9 protein-coding genes and 1 pseudogene are annotated in these 16,937 nt (G+C 65.1%); all 10 read right to left on the bottom strand.

All coding sequences use genetic code 11. The features are described from left to right. Positions 1-18: 18 nt before the first annotated feature. Positions 19-3,545: pseudogene (gene addA / locus V1292_RS07660) on the bottom strand (double-strand break repair helicase AddA). Beyond that, a complete protein-coding gene (gene addB / locus V1292_RS07655) occupies positions 3,539-6,685 on the bottom strand; it encodes a double-strand break repair protein AddB (protein ID WP_334371518.1) in 3,147 nt (1,048 codons plus the stop codon). The pseudogene addA and the gene addB overlap by 7 nt, the downstream one beginning before the upstream one ends. A 340-nt stretch (positions 6,686-7,025) precedes the next feature. Beyond that, positions 7,026-7,748: a nucleotidyltransferase family protein gene (locus V1292_RS07650; RefSeq protein WP_334371516.1), complete on the bottom strand. Its 723-nt coding sequence runs from the start codon at positions 7,746-7,748 to the stop codon at positions 7,026-7,028. 128 nt (positions 7,749-7,876) lie between these two features. After that, positions 7,877-8,200 (bottom strand): PilZ domain-containing protein, encoded by a 324-nt coding sequence (locus tag V1292_RS07645; RefSeq protein WP_057844762.1) that lies wholly within the window; start codon positions 8,198-8,200, stop codon positions 7,877-7,879. 89 nt (positions 8,201-8,289) lie between these two features. Next, the gene (gene tsaE, locus V1292_RS07640) at positions 8,290-9,810 is read right to left on the bottom strand and encodes a tRNA (adenosine(37)-N6)-threonylcarbamoyltransferase complex ATPase subunit type 1 TsaE (RefSeq protein ID WP_334371515.1); all 1,521 of its coding nucleotides are present in this window, start codon (positions 9,808-9,810) and stop codon (positions 8,290-8,292) included. Next, positions 9,807-12,326 carry a PAS domain-containing sensor histidine kinase gene (locus V1292_RS07635; protein ID WP_334371513.1) on the bottom strand — a complete coding sequence of 840 codons (2,520 nt, stop codon included), beginning with the start codon at positions 12,324-12,326 and terminating at the stop codon, positions 9,807-9,809. The genes tsaE and V1292_RS07635 overlap by 4 nt, the downstream gene beginning before the upstream one ends. Positions 12,327-12,596: 270 nt before the next feature. After that, a complete protein-coding gene (gene dut, locus V1292_RS07630; RefSeq protein ID WP_334371512.1) occupies positions 12,597-13,055 on the bottom strand; it encodes a dUTP diphosphatase in 459 nt (152 codons plus the stop codon). Further along, a complete protein-coding gene (gene coaBC / locus V1292_RS07625; RefSeq protein WP_334371510.1) occupies positions 13,052-14,491 on the bottom strand; it encodes a bifunctional phosphopantothenoylcysteine decarboxylase/phosphopantothenate--cysteine ligase CoaBC in 1,440 nt (479 codons plus the stop codon). The genes dut and coaBC overlap by 4 nt, the downstream gene beginning before the upstream one ends. 58 nt (positions 14,492-14,549) lie before the next feature. Continuing rightward, entirely contained in the window at positions 14,550-16,124 is a 1,575-nt protein-coding gene (gene ubiB, locus V1292_RS07620; RefSeq protein ID WP_334376969.1) for a 2-polyprenylphenol 6-hydroxylase, read from the bottom strand. Next, positions 16,121-16,882 carry a bifunctional demethylmenaquinone methyltransferase/2-methoxy-6-polyprenyl-1,4-benzoquinol methylase UbiE gene (gene ubiE, locus V1292_RS07615; RefSeq protein WP_334371508.1) on the bottom strand — a complete coding sequence of 254 codons (762 nt, stop codon included), beginning with the start codon at positions 16,880-16,882 and terminating at the stop codon, positions 16,121-16,123. The genes ubiB and ubiE overlap by 4 nt, the downstream gene beginning before the upstream one ends. Between the last annotated feature and the right edge of the window lie 55 nt (positions 16,883-16,937).

The following is a 16,937-nucleotide window of genomic DNA, read 5'->3' as shown; positions in this document are numbered from 1 at the left end:
TGGGATGATGTGGCAAACCTATGAACGCGATCCCGCCGGGTCAAGCGCGGTCACGCCGAGATGATGGATGCCAGCTCGGCCTCCAGCGCGGAAGCGGAAATCTCCATCAATTCAGAGGTTTCGGTCCAAAGCAGCGCCGCCCGCACCGGGCGCTGGGGATAAAGCTTGCCGAGCACCGCCCGGTACAGCGCGAGCTGGCGGACATAGCCCCTCGGCGCCTCCTCGGGCCGGCCCGGCGGGGCATGGTTGGTCTTGAAATCGACGATCAGAACTTCGCGCTCGGTCACTACGAGGCGGTCGATTTGCCCGGACACGAGCGCCGGCCGTCCGCCCGGTCGCTCCAGCCGCCCGACGATCGAGACTTCGGCGCGGCTGCCCGGTGCGAAAGCGTGCGCAAACCGCGCATCAGCGATCAAAGCGAGCGTGCTTTCGGCCAGCACCTGCCGCTCCTCCTCGGTCCAGCCATCGGCATTGCGGGCCAGATAGGCCAGCGCGGCCTCGCGGCGCCGCTCGGCGGCGATATCGGGCAGCGACTGCAGAAGCCGGTGCACCAATGTGCCGCGCTGCAGGGCGCGGGCACGCTTCGTGAGCGACTCCGCCGTACGTACCGGGTGGCTGTCGCTGTCAGCGGGGTCCGAAGGCCGCAACAGACTTTCCGGGGAAATTTCGGGCTGCGCCGGCGTCAGCAGCCAGGTGGGTAGCACGATCGGCGCCGCCGGCGATGACGCAGCAGGCGGAGCGGCCGAGGGGGCGGATTCCTCGGGCCGCGTATAGCGCTTTACCCGGCCGATGGCGGTCTCGATCTCCTGAAGCTGCAAGGCGGAGCCGGCGAGCCCCTTGGTGATCAGATCGTACCAGGACTGAGGCCGGACACTTTTCATGTTGCCGGGCATGCAGCCACCGACGATCAGGCGGTCCGCTGCGCGCGTCATCGCGACATAGAGCAGGCGGCGGTATTCATCCTCGGTATCGCCGATCATCGCCGCGCGGGCCGCGACGACCGCGGGCGGATCCTCGGCCTTGCGGCCGGCCCACACCACGACACCGGGCGCATGCGGATCGGCATTGCCCAGCGGCAGGTTGATGAGCTTCAGCCGCTGCGTATCCGAGGGTGAGGTCGTGGTGTCCACCAGGAACACGACGGACGCTTCCAGGCCCTTGGCGCCATGCACGGTCATGACGCGGACCTCGTCGCGCGAGATTTCCATGTCGCGCTTTACTTCGAGATCGGCGGTGCGCAGCCAGGCCATGAAGCCCTGTAGCGAAGCCGGCGCCTTGCGTTCATAGCTCAGCGCCAGCTCCAGAAACTCATCCAGCGCGTCGTTCGCCTCGTGCCCAAGCCGCCGCAGGATTCGCGCGCGGCCGCCATCGCCGCCGAGCAGCCAGGCATAGAACGCAAACGGCGTTTCGCTGGCAAAGCGGCGCTCGCACTGCTCGAGCCGCCAAAGCGCATCCCGCAAGCGGCCGTCGGTTGAGGCGCGCGCGGTCAATGCGGCGCGCAACGATCCCTTGCGCTGCCAGGCGATCTTGAACAGGTCGTCATCGTCGAGCCCGAACAGCGGGCTCTTCAGCGCGACTGCCAGCGCCAGATCGTCCTGCGGCAGCAGCAGCGCGTCGGCCAGGTTCATCAGGTCGATGATCGCGATGTGCTCGGTCAGCTTGAGGCGATCGGCGCCCGCGACCGGGATACCGGCATGCTTCAGCGCCTGGATCACGGCGTCGAACGCGTTGCCGCGTCGCCGCACCAGGACCAGCATGTCGCCATAGCGCAGCGGGCGGCGATCGTTCTTGCTTCCCGTCATCGCGCCGCTACCGACCAGCGCCCTGATCTCTGCCTGGATGCGCCGGGCCAGCTTCACTTCGGGGCTGGTTGCGGACACGCCGTCGAACGGCGCGCGCCAGCCCTCGATATCCTGCCGGTCATCGGCTTCCGCCAGCTCCCAGAGATCGATCTGGCCGGGACCTGCATCGGCCAGCGCGTGATGGATCGGGTTGCCGATATCGACCGCGTGAATGCTGCGATAGATATCCTGCTCGCGAAACACCTGGTCGACCGCGTGAAGGATCTCCGGTCCGGAGCGGAACGAATAGGTGAAGGAAACCGGATCGAACTTCAGTCCGGCGCCCTCGAACTTCCGCTGCAAGGCCCGGCGGCGCAGGTCGAATTCGCGCGGAGCCGCGCCCTGGAACGAAAAGATCGACTGCTTCTCGTCGCCGACCGCGAACACCGTTCGCACCACGCCGTCGCGCGCGCCGGCGCCTGAAGTAAATTCGGAGATGATGTGCGCGACGATGTCCCATTGCCGCGGGCTGGTGTCCTGCGCCTCGTCGATCAGCACATGGTCGACGCCGCGATCGAGCTTGTAATGCACCCAGCCCGAGGAGACGCGGTCGAGCATTTCCAGCGTCTTGTCGATCAGATCGTCATAGTCGAGCAGGCCGCGCTCCTGCTTCTCGCGGCGATAGTTCGCCGCTGCGGCGGTTGCGATATATAGCAGCGCCTCGGTGCGGTCGCGTGCGACGACCGCGCGGCGGCGTTCGATCAGGGGAGCGAGGCGGCTGATTTCCGAATCGAACAATCGACCAACCGCAAGATTCTTTTTGACAAAGCTGTTGGTGACGACCGTTGCTCGTGGTGTGCGTTCATCTGTGAGAAATAATCCGAGATACGCGTCAACTTGGGCAGCCCCGGTAAACGCCAGCGCCTCTCGAAGCCGATCGGCCTGTTTCTGGTCGGCTTTACTGCTGGTATCCAGAACCAAGGCGATTTCCTGCCATTGCGATCGCGGCAGGTTGGGTCCTTCAACGATCTCGCGCTCGACATCTTCAATGCGATCATCGGCACTGACGCCGAGTGCGGCTGAAATCTGCGCGGCGGCCGCCTGCGCGCTGCCGGCGGCATCCGTCCAGGCCATGAAATGATCGCGGCTGAGACAGGCCTCGCGCACGACGTCCTTGAAGGTGACGTCGGCGGCGCTCGCCATCGCCGTCATCAGCGCTCGCCCGGTGGCGCTGTCAGGGTTGCGCGACGCCTCGAGGAAAACGGCCAGATTGGCGCGCTCCATCATCTCGTTCTGGTCGCGCTCGTCGAGCACGGCGAACCGCGCCGGCACGTTGGCTTCGAACGGGAATTGCTGCAGCAGCCGCGTGCACAGCGCGTGGATGGTCTGCACCTTCAGCCCGCCCGGTGTCTCCAGCGCGCAGGCGAACAGTTTGCGCGCCGATCTGCGCAGGCGTGCGCTGGGATTGGGAATGCCGGCCTCGCGGATCGCCGCGTCCAGCGCGTCGTCGTCGAGCGTCACCCAATGGCCGAGTGTGGTGAACACGCGCTCCGCCATGTTGGCGGCGGCAGCTTTGGTGAAGGTGATGCAGAGAATTTTCTCCGGCGCCACGCCGTCGAGCAACAGCCGGATCACCCGCTGCACCAGCACATGCGTCTTGCCCGAGCCCGCATTCGCCGAGACGAAGGCGGACGCCGCCGGATCGGACGCACGCGCCTGCGTCGCGCGGACGGCGTCGGGGATGATGCGCCGGGCCTTCACCATTCCTCGATCCCCAGCCCGCCGGCCGCCGACCATTCCTTGATCCGGGCGAGGTCGTCATAAGCGCCGTAGCGGTTCGACCACATCGACAGGTTCAGCGAGGTATAGGCGGTCTCCACGTTCTCGAATTTGCGGATCAGCGCCTCGAGCTGTTCGCGCGCGTAGTCGGCCGCCTCGTCCGGCCGCTGCGGCGTATCGTTGTTCCTGATTTTCAGTTCCAGCGAGCGCTGCTCGCCGGGCGGATTGTTGCCGCTAAGCCTGACATAGACGAGTTCGCCGACAGATGAGCCGGCGTGGATATTGTCAAACCCGCCTTCGCGCAGGATCGCGGCCTCCAGCGTCAGTTGCGGCGACAGGCCCATCCGCACCTGCTTGCCGGTCGGCGGCTGTCCGGTCTTGTAATCGAGAATCGCAAAACTACCGTCGTGGCGCTGCTCGATCCGGTCGGCGCGCGCGGACAGCGTGAAGATGCGCTCATTGTCGAGCGGAATCTTGATCTCGCCCCTGATCTCGGCGGTAATCTTCTCGATGTCGTCGCGTCGCGCCTTTTCCCATTCCGCAAACCAGGCGGCGATGCGCTGAAACCGCGGCCACCACAGGGCGCGTGCCTCCGGCCGCTCCATCAACGGCGCGAAATATTTCTCGCCGATGCCGCGCAGCGCCAGCGCGGGCTCTGGCGGAAGGGCGTCGGCGAATACTTGCGTGAATTCACCGAGCGCGTCATGGATCGCCGAGCCGCGGTCGGCCGCCGACAATGGCATGTCGACGGGGTCGAGCGGATCAAGCCGCAGAATATATTTTGCGTAGATCGTATAGGGATCGCGCAGCCAATCCTCGATCGCCGTGACCGATAGCTTGAGTGGCCGCGTCTCGACCGGTGGCTTCGGCGCGGGCTGCTCGATCGGCTTGACCTCGTCGGGTTGATCCAGTTCGGCGGCGAAGCGGACGTAACATTCTCCGGCACGTTTGGCTTCCTCCCAGCGCGGTTCACCGGCCACCGCCTCCAGGCGGTGCAGGAAGCGCGAGGCGACCGCCGGCGCGCCGCCGACTTTCGCCGCATGGGTGAGAATCACATCTGGCGTGCCCAGCAATTGCGCGAAGTCGTGCGCGGAGAGGCCGATGCGCCGCTCCGGCAGATCGAGGCCGAGTTCATGGCGCATCGGCCGGCTCAGCCACGGATCAACTCGCGGCGCCGGCGGCCACACGCCTTCGACCAGCCCGCCAAGGATGACGCGGTCGGATTCGGTCAGCCGCGCTTCGAGTTGGCCGTAGATTTGGAGTTGTGCATTTGCGGATTCCGGACGCCGCACGGTGCGGTCGGCATAGGCGGTCTGGAACACATCGGGGTAATCGCCGAGCTGGACCATCAGGCCGCTCGGCTTTTGCTCGGCAAGCAGGTCGTCGAACGCCGCTGACAGGGCCGAGCCTTGGGCTTCCTCGAACACGACCGCAACGCCGTTGTGATCCGAGGACAGCGCGATCAGCGTTTCGCGATGGCGGAACGCCAGCTCGGCGAAATCGTACGGCTTTGATGAGCCCATGATTTCCAGCGGCGACAGCGCCTTCTGCAACGCCGCGATCAGCGCCTGGGCCTGATCGAGTTCGTCATCCCTTAGTTTCGCCCGTGGCTCCGAAGCATGAAGCGAGGAGGTTTCCTTGCGCCTGAGTTTTCCGAGCTCGACGCGGAAACGATCGAAGTCGCGCGCCAAGCCGGCCGTTCCTGCCTGCGGCCGGGTGCCGCGCAGCAGCGCCAATTCGAGGGTCTCGATGGCATGTTTGAAGGCGCCGGATGCGCCACCAAGCCGAAACAGCGGATGCTTTAGCAGCGCCAGCAGCGTCGGGGGCTCCAGCCCCTTGGCGGCGGCTTCTGCGGCGAGGCGGGCAAAGATGCCGCTTGGCGTATCCATCAGCGCGTCGCCACCGGAATCGTCGAATTCGAGATTCCAGCGCCTCAGCGCCGCCATCACCCGACGCGCCAGCGCGCGGTCCGGCGTCACCAGCGCGGCTGATTTGTTCAGATGCCGCGCCTCGCGCATCGCCACCGCAATCGCCAGCGCTTCCATCTCCGAGTTGGGCGCCTCGACGACGGCAAGATTTGCCATGCCGGCCGCGATCCTCGCAGACACTTCCGGCTGCGCCAGCCGCTCGTGCCATTGCTCGGTCGCCGTCGATGGGCGCATCGTCTCCGATACCAGTACTTCCCGGCTCTGCCGGGCCGGCGTGCCGAGAATTTCGACGTCGCTTCGCTTGATGCCAAAGCGATCCAGCAATCCATGCATCGCGAATTGCGGGTGGTTCGAGGAGGGCTGCGTAGTGAATTTGCCCTGAGCGTCCCTGACGCCGCCAATCGTCTGCCAGGCTTCCTCGTCGAGATCGGTGTCGAGCCCTGGCAGCACCACCGCACCCTGCTTCAGGCGGGCCACGGCATTGAGGAATTTCGCGGTTGCCGGCATCGAGCCGGTCGAGCCGGCCGCGACCACCGGTCCCTCGTGGTGCGCAGTCAGGCGCGCGGCTTCCGCCTCGATCAGGCGGTCGCGCCGCTCGGCAGGTTCGATTCTTCCGATTTCCTTCAAGTGTTCCGGCCATGCCTTGCGCGCGATGCGCAGGAATTCCAGCGAGTGCTGCCAATATTTGTCGAACTGGTCGGGCACCAGCCTGTCGAGCGCTTCCCAGGCGACGCCGCGCGTCACCATGTCGTCCATCAGCCGCGCCAGGTCGCCGGCCAGCGCCAGCGTCGAGGCCGGGCCGCCGACCACGAGCGGCGCCGACACCGGGCTCTTTGCCCATGCCGCAACCAGATGCGCCAGCGTCAGGCGGCGCTCCAGTTCGCCGAGCCGTGGCGGAATGTCGAGCGGCGAGACGCCGCTGAATTGTTCGGAACCTTCCGCAAATGCCAGCTCGTCCTCGTCGATGTCGCCGAGGGCTACGATGCGCGGCAGGATCGCGGCATCGGTCTTCAGCTCATCAAGAAAAATCTCCCGCGCCAGCCGCCCGGCGCGCCGGGTCGGCAGATAGAGCGTTGCCGTTGCGAGATTGAGCGGATCCCTTCGCGCCTCGAATCCCTCGACCAGCCGGCCGTCGACCAGCGCCGCGATGACGGTGCGCAGGAACGGTGCGGAGACGGGAACGCTGAAAACGCGCATGGGCTTCCTGATTCGAGATCAGCGGCCAATATAGGGAGGAATGAGGGGGAGGTCATGCGGGTGAGGGCGGCGTCCCCGCTACTCACTGTCAAAGCAGTCCGCGCCCACTCTACTTTGCATGGGGTTGTTTTCGAGATTTTTGTCTGAGCGGTAGGGTGGCAAAGCGAAAGCGTGCCCACCATACGAATCTGTCATCACCCGCGAAGGCGGGTGATCCAGTATCCCAGAGACGGCCGTGATCAAATCGAGAGGCCGCGGCGTACTGGATGCCCCGCCGGAGCCTGTCATCGGGCGCGCATTCGCGCGACCCGGTGGCGGGGCATGACGGCTGTGGGCGGGGCTACGCCACGCTTTCCAAAAACGCCTCTTCCGCCGCCTGTACCGCGTCGGGCGTTCCGACATGCATCCAGACGCCATCGAGCCTGAGGCCAAACAATCGTTCCTGCTCGTTGGCGCGGTCGAACATTTTGGTCAGCGAAAACTCGCCTGCCGGCGCGTCGGCAAACAGCGAGGGCGACATGATTGCGGCTCCCGCGTAGACGAACGGCACCACCTGGTGCTCGCGCCGCTTGCGCAGCGCGCCATCCGGCAGCATGGCGTAGTCGCCGCGGCCGGCATAGCCGATGCTGTTCGTGGTCGGCGCCATCAGGAGCAGGATGTCCATGCGATCCGCGTCGAAGGTTTCGGCAAGACGCGTCAGATTGGGCCGTACGCCATCGATCCACATCGTATCGGCGTTGACGTGGAAGAACGGCTCCTTGCCGAGCAGCGGCAGCGCCTTCACCACCGCGCCGCCGGTGCCGAGCACCTGGTCGCGTTCGTCGGAAATGATGATGCGGGGCAGGGTACGGTTGGCGGTGTGCTGGATGATCTGGTCAGGCAGGTAATGCACATTGACCACGGCCTCGCCGACGCCGGCGCCGGCGAGCTTGTCGAGCACGTGATCGAGCAACGGCTGGCCGGCCACGCTCACCAGCGGCTTCGGCATGTGGTCGGTCAGCGGGCGCATGCGCAAACCGAGACCGGCGGCAAGGACCATGGCTTTGGTGGGCGTAACGGACATTCTTGGAGTTTCTCGAACCTTCAAATTGCGCCATGGATCATACCACGGCGATTCGCTTGAACCCAGCAACCATGAGGCCTTAGTGGCCGCACATGACGGCCGTACGACGGCCGCGGTGCTTGCCAACTTCAGGCCTCGGCGTCCTCGGCCCCGCGCTTGGCCATTTTCTTCTTCTTGTCGCCCTGCTTCAGGAAATTGACGCCGATCTGATCGCCATTGACCCAGGCCAGCTCGCAGCGCCGATAGGCCAGTCCCGTCGACGACAATAGCAGGAAGAATTCCTTCAGATGCAGGCCCTCGACTGAGCCTTCGACCGTCAGCTTGGCGCCGGTCTCGGAGACGTCTTCCATCACGCAATCACGCCGCCAGGTGCCGTCGATTCCCATCATGTGCGCCGCAAAGCCGCGCTCGAATACGACTCGATCTCCCTTGCGCCGTTCCGCCGCCGCCATGGCCGTCCTTCCGTTTCAAAAAATGCTGGTCCACGCCTGCGCAGCGTGCCGGTTCCAGATTAAATGCGCGGTGGCTAACAGGAGGTAAATCAGGCCAGCGGCGGCGGCACGTTGGCGGCGTACCATTCGCGAAACGCCGCCAGGGCGGGGTGCGCCAGCGAGCGGTTCAGGTAGGTCCAGATCCGGGGCTGATGGCGCAGATATTGCGGCTTGCCGTCGCGCCCGTTGAGCCGGGCGAAGGTACCGAGCAGGCGCGTATTCCGCTGCGCCGACATGATGGCGTAGAGCTCGGCAAAGCTGGCCGGATCGAACTGGCCATCTGCCGCGCGGCGCGCCTTGATGTAGCGGGTCAAGAGCGACAACTCGAGCGGTTCGGGGACGTCGATCCGCGCGTCCTGCAACAGGGATACCAAATCGTAGGCGGCAGGGCCCAACGCGGCGTCCTGGAAGTCGATGATGCCGACACGTAAAATCCCGGTGCGGTCGTCGAGCCAGATGATGTTGGGCGAATGAAAATCACGCAGCACCCAGGTTCGCGGCGCAGCCGCCGGCTTTTCGAGTAGTGTTCGCCACATCGCGACGAATTCGTCGCGTTGTTGCGGACTGACTTCAGCGCCGTGAACCGGCAGATACCATTCGAGCATCAGCCCGATCTCGACCAGCCATGCATCGATATCGTAGACCGGAATTTCGTAAGAGCCCTGCGGCCCGAGCGGCGCCGTTTCGGGCAGGGTTTCGCGGTGTAACGCCGCGAGCATGTCGGTTGCCGCCTCATAGCGCTCGGCGATCGGTCGCGGCGGGTCGCCTTCGACGATGCCGGCGCTGCCGAAATCCTCGGTGATCAGAAAACCGGAATCGAGATCGGCGTGGCGGATCGCGGGCGCCGAGAAACCGTGTGCGCGCAGGCCATTGTCGATGGCGACGAACGGCTTGACGTCCTCGGCGAGATGAACGGCCGCGCTGTAGGACTTTCCGTCATAGATCGCCGGTCCGTCGGGACGGCGCGGCGAATTCATCAGGATGGATGTGCCGTCGTCGCCGATCAGGCGCGCGTAGGAGCGCGTCGAGGCGTCGCCGGGCATGCGCTCGCGCGCTGCATCGAGGAAGCCGGCTTCAGTGAGAAATTTGCGCAAGCTGCTGAGTCGCGCCACCTGCGCCGCCGCCTTGCCATAGCCGGTGATTTCGGCGGCCCGCGCGCTCGATCCGAGCGCGGGACGGTGGCTGAAGGCGATGTCGATGCGATCTTCGGGCAGTGCGTCGGGTGCGCGCTCCGGCCATTCGATCAGCGCCAGCGTGCCCTCCGGCAGTGGCGACAAGCCGATTTCCTCCAGCTCGCTCGAATCGTTGATGCGGTAGAGATCGGCGTGGACAATCGGAAACGGCAGCTCGTAGCTCTGCGCCAGCGTGAATGTCGGGCTCGGCACTTCGAGCGCGGGATCGTCGGCGAGATAGCGGATCATGGCGCGCGCCGCCGCGGTCTTTCCCGCGCCGAGATCGCCCGACAGCGTAATGACGTCGCCGGGGCCGATCAGCAGCGCGAGGTCGGCCATCAGATGCGCCGTTGCCGCCTCGTTCGCCAACGCCACTGTAAATGTCGCAGGCGCGGTCATTCGGCGGCGTTACGGTGGGCGTTCTGGTCGATCGGAAAATCGCAGGTGACGGTCGTGCCTCTGCCGACGACCGAGTCGACGCGCACCTTGCCGCCATGCAGTTCGACGAACGAGCGTACCAGCGACAGGCCGAGGCCGGCGCCGCGGTGGCGCGAGCCGTGGGAGTGGCTCTCAAACCAGTCGAATACCCTGTCTTTCACTTCGGCGGGAATGCCGGGGCCGGAATCGGAGACGGTGAAGATCACGCGATGCTCGGTTCGCCGCGCGCTGATCGTGACCGCGGCATCGTGCGGCGAGAACCCGACCGCGTTGGCGAGCAGGTTATAGAGCACTTGCACCACGCGCCGCTCGTCGCCGGTGAAGTTGCCGATCTCAGGATCGATATCGACCTTGAGCTCGATGCGGTCGGTCGCCAGCCGGTCCTGGATGCCTTCGGCGGCGGCCTGAATGGCTCCTTCGATATTGACCGGGCCGAGCTCGAGCTTCATGGCGCCGGCATCGATGGTGGCGAGATCGAGGATGTTGTTGGTGAGCGCGAGCAGCGCGTTGGTCGACTTGGTGACGTAGTCGAGATACTCGGCCTGCTTTGGCGTCAGCGGGCCGGTCGAGGGATCGCTGAGGAAATGTGCGAAGCCGATGATGGTGGTCAGCGGTGCGCGCAGCTCGTAGGACACGTGGTGGACGAAATCCACCTTCATCTGGTCGGCGGCTTCCAGCGCCTCGTTGCGCTCGCGCAGCGCGCGCTCGACATTTTCGGTATCGGTGATGTCCTGGAATGTCAAAAGAGTCGCGCCGTCGGGCAGCGGCATGGTCATGCAATCCAGCACGCTGCCGTCCTTGCGTTCGAGTTTCTGCGCCACCTGCGCCCGGTTCTCGATCGCGGTGATCGCCTCGCGCAGCGTCCGCCAAGTCAACGCATCGTCGAACAGCGGCTTGCACCAAGCTTCCACGGTTTCGATGTGGGGCTGTTCTTTGAGCGCTTCCGCCGAGAGCTTCCACATTTTCAGGAAAGCGGGATTGAACAGTTCCACGCGGCCGTTGCTGCCGAACACCGCGACCGCTTCAGCCAGATTGTCGAGCGTTTCATGCTGGACCCGGGTCAGCCGGTCATAGCGGCGTGCGAGATCCAAGCTTTCGGTGACATTGTCGAACAGATAGGTGACGCCGCCTTCGAGGTTCGGCGTGGTGACGACGCTGACGGCGCGGCCGTCGGGCAGAAACCAGGTGTAGTTCTCCGGCTCGACGGCGCGGTAGGCTTCGTGGAGCTTGGCCTTCCAGGCGCGGAAATCCGGTTGCTCGGGCAGTTTGCGCGCCGCGCGGAGCCGATCGAGCACGCTTGAATCGTCGGGGTTGGAATCGAGGAAGGCTTGATCGAGGCCCCACAGCCGCCGGTAGGATTCGTTGTAGAAGGCAAGCCGCCGCTGGCCGTCGAATACGGCAACCCCCGATGACAACTGGTCGAGGGTGCGGCGATGGGCTTCCGCCATCCGCTCCATGGCGTCGCGTAACTGGGTCGCCTCGCTGGCGTCGATGGCGATGCCGGCGCTGCCGCCGCCGAGCTTGAGCGCCTGTACGTCATAGATGCGCCGCTCGCCGCCGACCACGATCGGCAGCCGCGCGGCGTAGGTGGAATTGTCGTTCAGCACCCGGCCCATCTCGGAACGCTGGTCGTTCTCCAGCAGCTCGAGGTTGCGGTAGATCGTGTCCGCGACGCTTGCGCCTTCGGTGGCCCGCACATAGGCGGTGTTCGCGTAACGCAGATTGCCCTCGGCGCTCTTGGCCCAGATCGGCCAGGGCGCCGCGGCGGCGAAGTCGCGCAGCAAATCGGTCTCCTCCAAAAGCGTCCTGTAGCGGAGATTGGATTCGGCGAGCTCACGGCGCAAGCCGCCAAGTTCGCGAATCCGCACAATGGCTTGCCCCCCAATGGCGCGGCCCATCGCTTCGATGGCGCGGCCATTCGAGGTGGAGAGGTTGAGCAGAAAGCCTTCGCCGGCCTCGCGCAGCGCGTCGACCGCATGGTCCATCTGCAGCGCCGGTTCCGGCGGCAGCCAGGTTCCAAAGGCGAGAATGCGTTGCGGCGAATTCGACAGTGCGTCCTGCGAGATCAGAAGCGAAGTGTCGCCGCTGATCTGGGGCCGGTTGTCCCCCGCGGCCCAGGCGATCAGGATCTGGGGCTCGGCGAACAACAGCGCGCGCAGCCGGTCGGCTTGTACCTGCAGGTCGGCGATGTCGGAGCGCAGGTCGAGTTCCATCCGGGTGGCCCGAATCCGCGTGCGCATCAGCAGGATCGCGGCCACCACGGTAAAACCGAGCAGCGATAGCGCCGTGGTCAGCGCCGCGAACTCCTGGTGATTGAGGTCGAACAAGGCGGAAATCGCCTGCGTGATCGTCAATTCGTCGGCCAACGCGGGCTCCGGCAGCGCGGAGAGGGCGGTGGCGAGCGCAATCACGCCGTGGCGCGCCAGTGAGGTGCACGACAGCAGGGTTCGACGCATCGCAGCGACTACGCCCGACATTATTTGCCCCAAGAACGCATGACTGCTGGCACCACCCCCAGCGCATAATCCGCCAAAATGTGAGCGGTTTGCGTTGAGATTATGCGCCGACTAAGGATTGAGCGCGCCCGGACACAAAACCGGACCCCACTTTTGCTGGTCGCGCTCTACACGAATCGGGTCGAGAGTATCCCCTTCGGAAGTCGACCGGTAAGAGTCCAGACCGTGAACGCAAAACTGCCTGTGAAAAAATCAAGGCGGCATCGTTCAGAACCGTTCAAACCGAACGATTCAGCGTCCGGTCGAGCCAAAACCGCCACTGCCACGGCCGGTTGCCGCCAGCGAAGTGACGGGAACCAATTTCGCCTGCACCACAGGCGCAATCACCATCTGCGCGATGCGCTCGCCGCGCTTGATCGGAAAGGGCGTATCACCGTGGTTGATCAGGAGCACGTTGATCTCGCCGCGGTAGTCCGCATCCACCGTGCCGGGCGAGTTCAGCACCGTGACGCCGTGTTTGGCGGCAAGGCCGGAGCGCGGCCGCACCTGCGCCTCATATCCGGAAGGCAACGCGATCGTGAGTGCGGTCGGCACCATCGCGAATTTTCCGGGCGGGAGGATCAGCGGCGTATCCGCAGGCACCGCCGCCAGCAGATCAAGCCCGGCGGCATCGGCGCTCTGGTAGGCCGGCAGTGCGAGACCTTCGCCATGTGGCAATTGGCAGACGTCGACCTTCACCGTCACGCTCACGAATTCTTCTCCATGGTCTGCGCAATCTTCGCCACCAGTTCGGCTGCGACCTGTTCCTTGGTCATCACCGGCCAAGATTCCACTTTAATGCTGTTGACGTTGATCTCCTCGCCATCGCGCGTCAGCAGGTGAACGGTGTTGCGGTCGCCGCCCATCACGCCGGTTGAAGGCGAAACGTCGTTGGCGACGATCCAGTCGCAGCCCTTGCGCGCGATCTTGGCTTTTGCGTTGTCGATCAGATGTTCGGTCTCGGCGGCAAAGCCGATCACCAGCGGCGGACGCTTCTCCTTCAGTTTCGAGATCGTCGCCAGAATGTCGGGATTTTCCACCAGTGCGAGCTGCGGCATGCCGGCGGACGTCTTTTTCAGTTTCTGCTCGCCTTCATTGGCAACGCGCCAGTCGGCAACGGCGGCGGCGAAGATCGCGATGTCCGCCGGCAAGGCGGCTTCCACCCGATGCAGCATGTCACGCGCCGATTCGACCCGGATCACCGTGACGCCGGGGGGATCGCGCAAGTCGACCGGACCGGACACCAGCGTGACGTCCGCGCCCGCGGCCTGTGCCGCGGCGGCGATGGCATAACCCTGCTTGCCGGACGAGCGGTTGGCGATATAGCGCACGGGATCGATCGCCTCATGCGTCGGCCCTGCCGTAATCAGCACACGCTTGCCCGCGAGCGGACGCGGCCGCGGCGGGCGCAGGATGTCGACGGCGGCGGCGGCAATCTCGACCGCCTCCGACATCCGCCCGATGCCGGCCTCATTGGACTCGGCCATTTCCCCGGCGTTGGGGCCGATCATGTGAACGCCGTCGCGGCGAAGCTGCATCACGTTGCGGCGGGTGGCGGCGTTGTTCCACATCAGGGGGTTCATCGCAGGCGCCAGCAGGATTGGCCGGTTGGCTGCCAGCAGGATGGCGGTAGCGAGATCGTCGGCATGGCCGTGCGCCATCTTCGCCATCAGGTCGGCGGTCGCCGGCGCCACGATGATCAGATCGCATTCGCGCGCCAGCCGGATGTGTCCGGCGTCGAATTCGCTCTCGGGATTGAACAGGTCCGTATAGACGCGCTCATGCGACAACGCGCTGGCGGAAAGCGGCGTGACGAATTGCTGGGCTGCCTTGGTCAGCACGCAGCGGACGTGAACGTGTCGCTCCTTCAGCCGCCGGATCAGCTCCAGCGACTTGAAAGCGGCGATTCCGCCGCCGATGATCAGGGTGACACTCCGTTCGCTGGAGGCGCTGACCGGCACTGCCTGTGCGTTGGCCTCTGCGGATGGTGGTGACGTGCTGGCGCCTGATAGTTCGGGGCGCCCTTGGACGAGTTCTCCCAGGATGACCCGGACTTCCTCCTCGACGGAGCGGCCGTTTCCCGCCGACCGGAGCCGCAGATAGGCTTTGACGGTTTCATCGAGTTTTCGGATGGTCAGGCTGGCCATAGGACGGCCTCCGGCAAAACTATGCCGTCAATGCTAGCACGCTATGCTAGCATTGCAATCACAACTGCAGGATCGCAAACAGAATTCCGATAAAGGTCGCTGCGATGATCCACAGCGCCACCGTGCGCCAGCGGCTCTTGCGGCCTTCGGCCCGGCCCAGGGCCGCAATAGTCTCCGGCGACAGCGTCAGGCCTTCGCGGGTCATCTTTTCCATGTTCTCGATCACGGCAACCGCCCGCGAGGCGATCGCCGGCAGGCCCGTCATCACGCGGCCGAGTTCGCCAGCGCCGGTCATGGCCCCCTGAACCCGCCCGAGCGGGCCGAGATTGCGCTCGATCCATTCGCGCACCACGGGATCGGCGACCTTCCAGATATCGAGCTTGGGGTCGAATCCCCGGGCTACCCCTTCGACCACCACCATGGTCTTCTGCAGCAGGATCAGTTCGGGCCGGGTCTGCATGTCAAACAGGCCGGTGACCTCGAGCAGCAGGGTCAACAGCTTCGCCATCGAGATTTCTTCGGCGGTGCGGTTGTGGATCGGCTCGCCGATGGCGCGGATGGCTTGCGCGAAATTTTCCACCGAATGATGCCCCGGCACGTAGCCGGCCTCGAAATGGACTTCCGCAACGCGGCGGTAGTCGCGCGTGATGAAGCCCAAGAGAATTTCGGCGAGGAAACGCCGCTCCTTCACGCCGAGCCGGCCCATGATGCCGAAATCGACCGCCACAAGCCGTCCGGTGTCGTCGAGAAACAGATTGCCGGGATGCATATCGGCATGAAAGAAGCCGTCGCGCAGCGCGTGGCGCAGGAAGCTCTGGATCACCTTGCGCCCAAGGTCGGGCAAATCGACTTGCGCTGCTTCGAGGCGCGCATGGTCGTTCAGTGCGATGCCGTCAATCCACTCCATCGTCAGCACGTTATGGGTGGTGCGGTCCCAGTCGACCGCCGGCACGCGGAAATCCGGATCGTCGCGGGTGTTCTCCGCCATCTCGGAAAGAGCGGCAGCCTCGAGCCGCAGGTCCATCTCCATCGCGACCGTGCGCGACATCGTGTTGATGACCTCGATCAGCCGCAGCCGCCGCGCTTCGGCCGAATGCGCCTCCGCGTTGTGTGCGACAAAGAAGAAGTCGGAGAGGTCGCGGCGAAAACGCGAGGCGACGTTGGGCCGGAGTACCTTTACGGCGACCGGCTGGCGCACGCCATTGCGCTCGATCTCGCCGCGATGCACCTGCGCGATGGACGCGGCGGCGACCGCCGGGCCGAGGCTGACAAAGGCCTTGGCCACAGAGCGTTCCAGCGACAGTGCGATCACCGCTTCCGCTTCGCTTTGCGAAAACGGCGGCAGCCGATCCTGCAGGCTTTCCAGGTCGCGCGCCATGGCAACCCCGACCACGTCGGGGCGGGTCGCCAGAAACTGCCCGAGCTTGAGGTACGCCGGTCCCAGCCGCGTCAGCGCGCGGGATAGTCGCGGGCCGGATTTGGCGCCGGGTCGTTCGATCAATCGCGCCAGTCGCAGCGCGAGCTGCCCGGGCGCCGGCACCAGGCTCGGATCGACGACGCCGAACACGCCCTCGCGCGCGAACACGTAAGCGGCGCGGACAAGCCGCGCGATGTGGGTCGCCGCAGAAATCACAAGCGCCAGCCCGAATGCAGCGCCACGATCCCGCCGGAGAGGCTTTCCCACTTCACCCGCGCAAAGCCGGCGCCGCGGATCATCTCGGCAAATACATTGGGCCGGGGAAATTTCCGGATCGATTCGACGAGATACTGATAGGATTCGGCATCGCCGGTCACGGCGCGGCCGAGCGGCGGGATCACCCTGAACGAGAACTGGTCGTACAGCCAGTCCAGTCCGGGAACGTCGACGGTGGAGAATTCCAGACACAGGAATCGGCTGCCCGGCCGCAGCACGCGATAGGCCTCGCGCAGCGCCACATCGATCCGCGGCACGTTGCGAATGCCGAAGGCGATGGTGTAGGCGTCGAAGGAGCGATCCGGGAAAGTCAGCGCCTCGGCATTGCCTTCGACGAAAGACACCTGATGGTCGAGATGCTGCGCCAGCGCGCGGTTGTGGCCGACCTCGAGCATATCCGCATTGATGTCGCAGACGGTGGCGCGGAAGCCAAAGCCTGCGGCCTTGGCCGCGCGGAAGGCGATATCGCCGGTGCCGCCGGCGACGTCGAGCAGCGCAAACGGCGCATCACTTTTCGGCGGGTTGAGCGCCGTGATCATGATGTCTTTCCAGACCCGGTGCAGGCCCGCCGACATCAGGTCGTTCATCAGGTCATAGCGTCTTGCCACGCTGTGAAACACGTCGTTCACCAGCGTCTGCTTGTCCCCTAAGGGCACGTCCCTGAAGCCAAAATGGGTGGTTTGATCCGGCCGAACCATTAGATGTACTCCACTAGCGGACCATAGCGCGCCCGTCGCAATGGCGCTATCACGT

This window comes from Bradyrhizobium sp. AZCC 1719 (genome assembly GCF_036924525.1).
In the GTDB taxonomy this organism is placed as follows: Bacteria; Pseudomonadota; Alphaproteobacteria; order Rhizobiales; family Xanthobacteraceae; genus Bradyrhizobium.
Note: the sequence above shows the minus strand (reverse complement) of the source record. Positions and strands in the feature narration are given on the sequence as shown.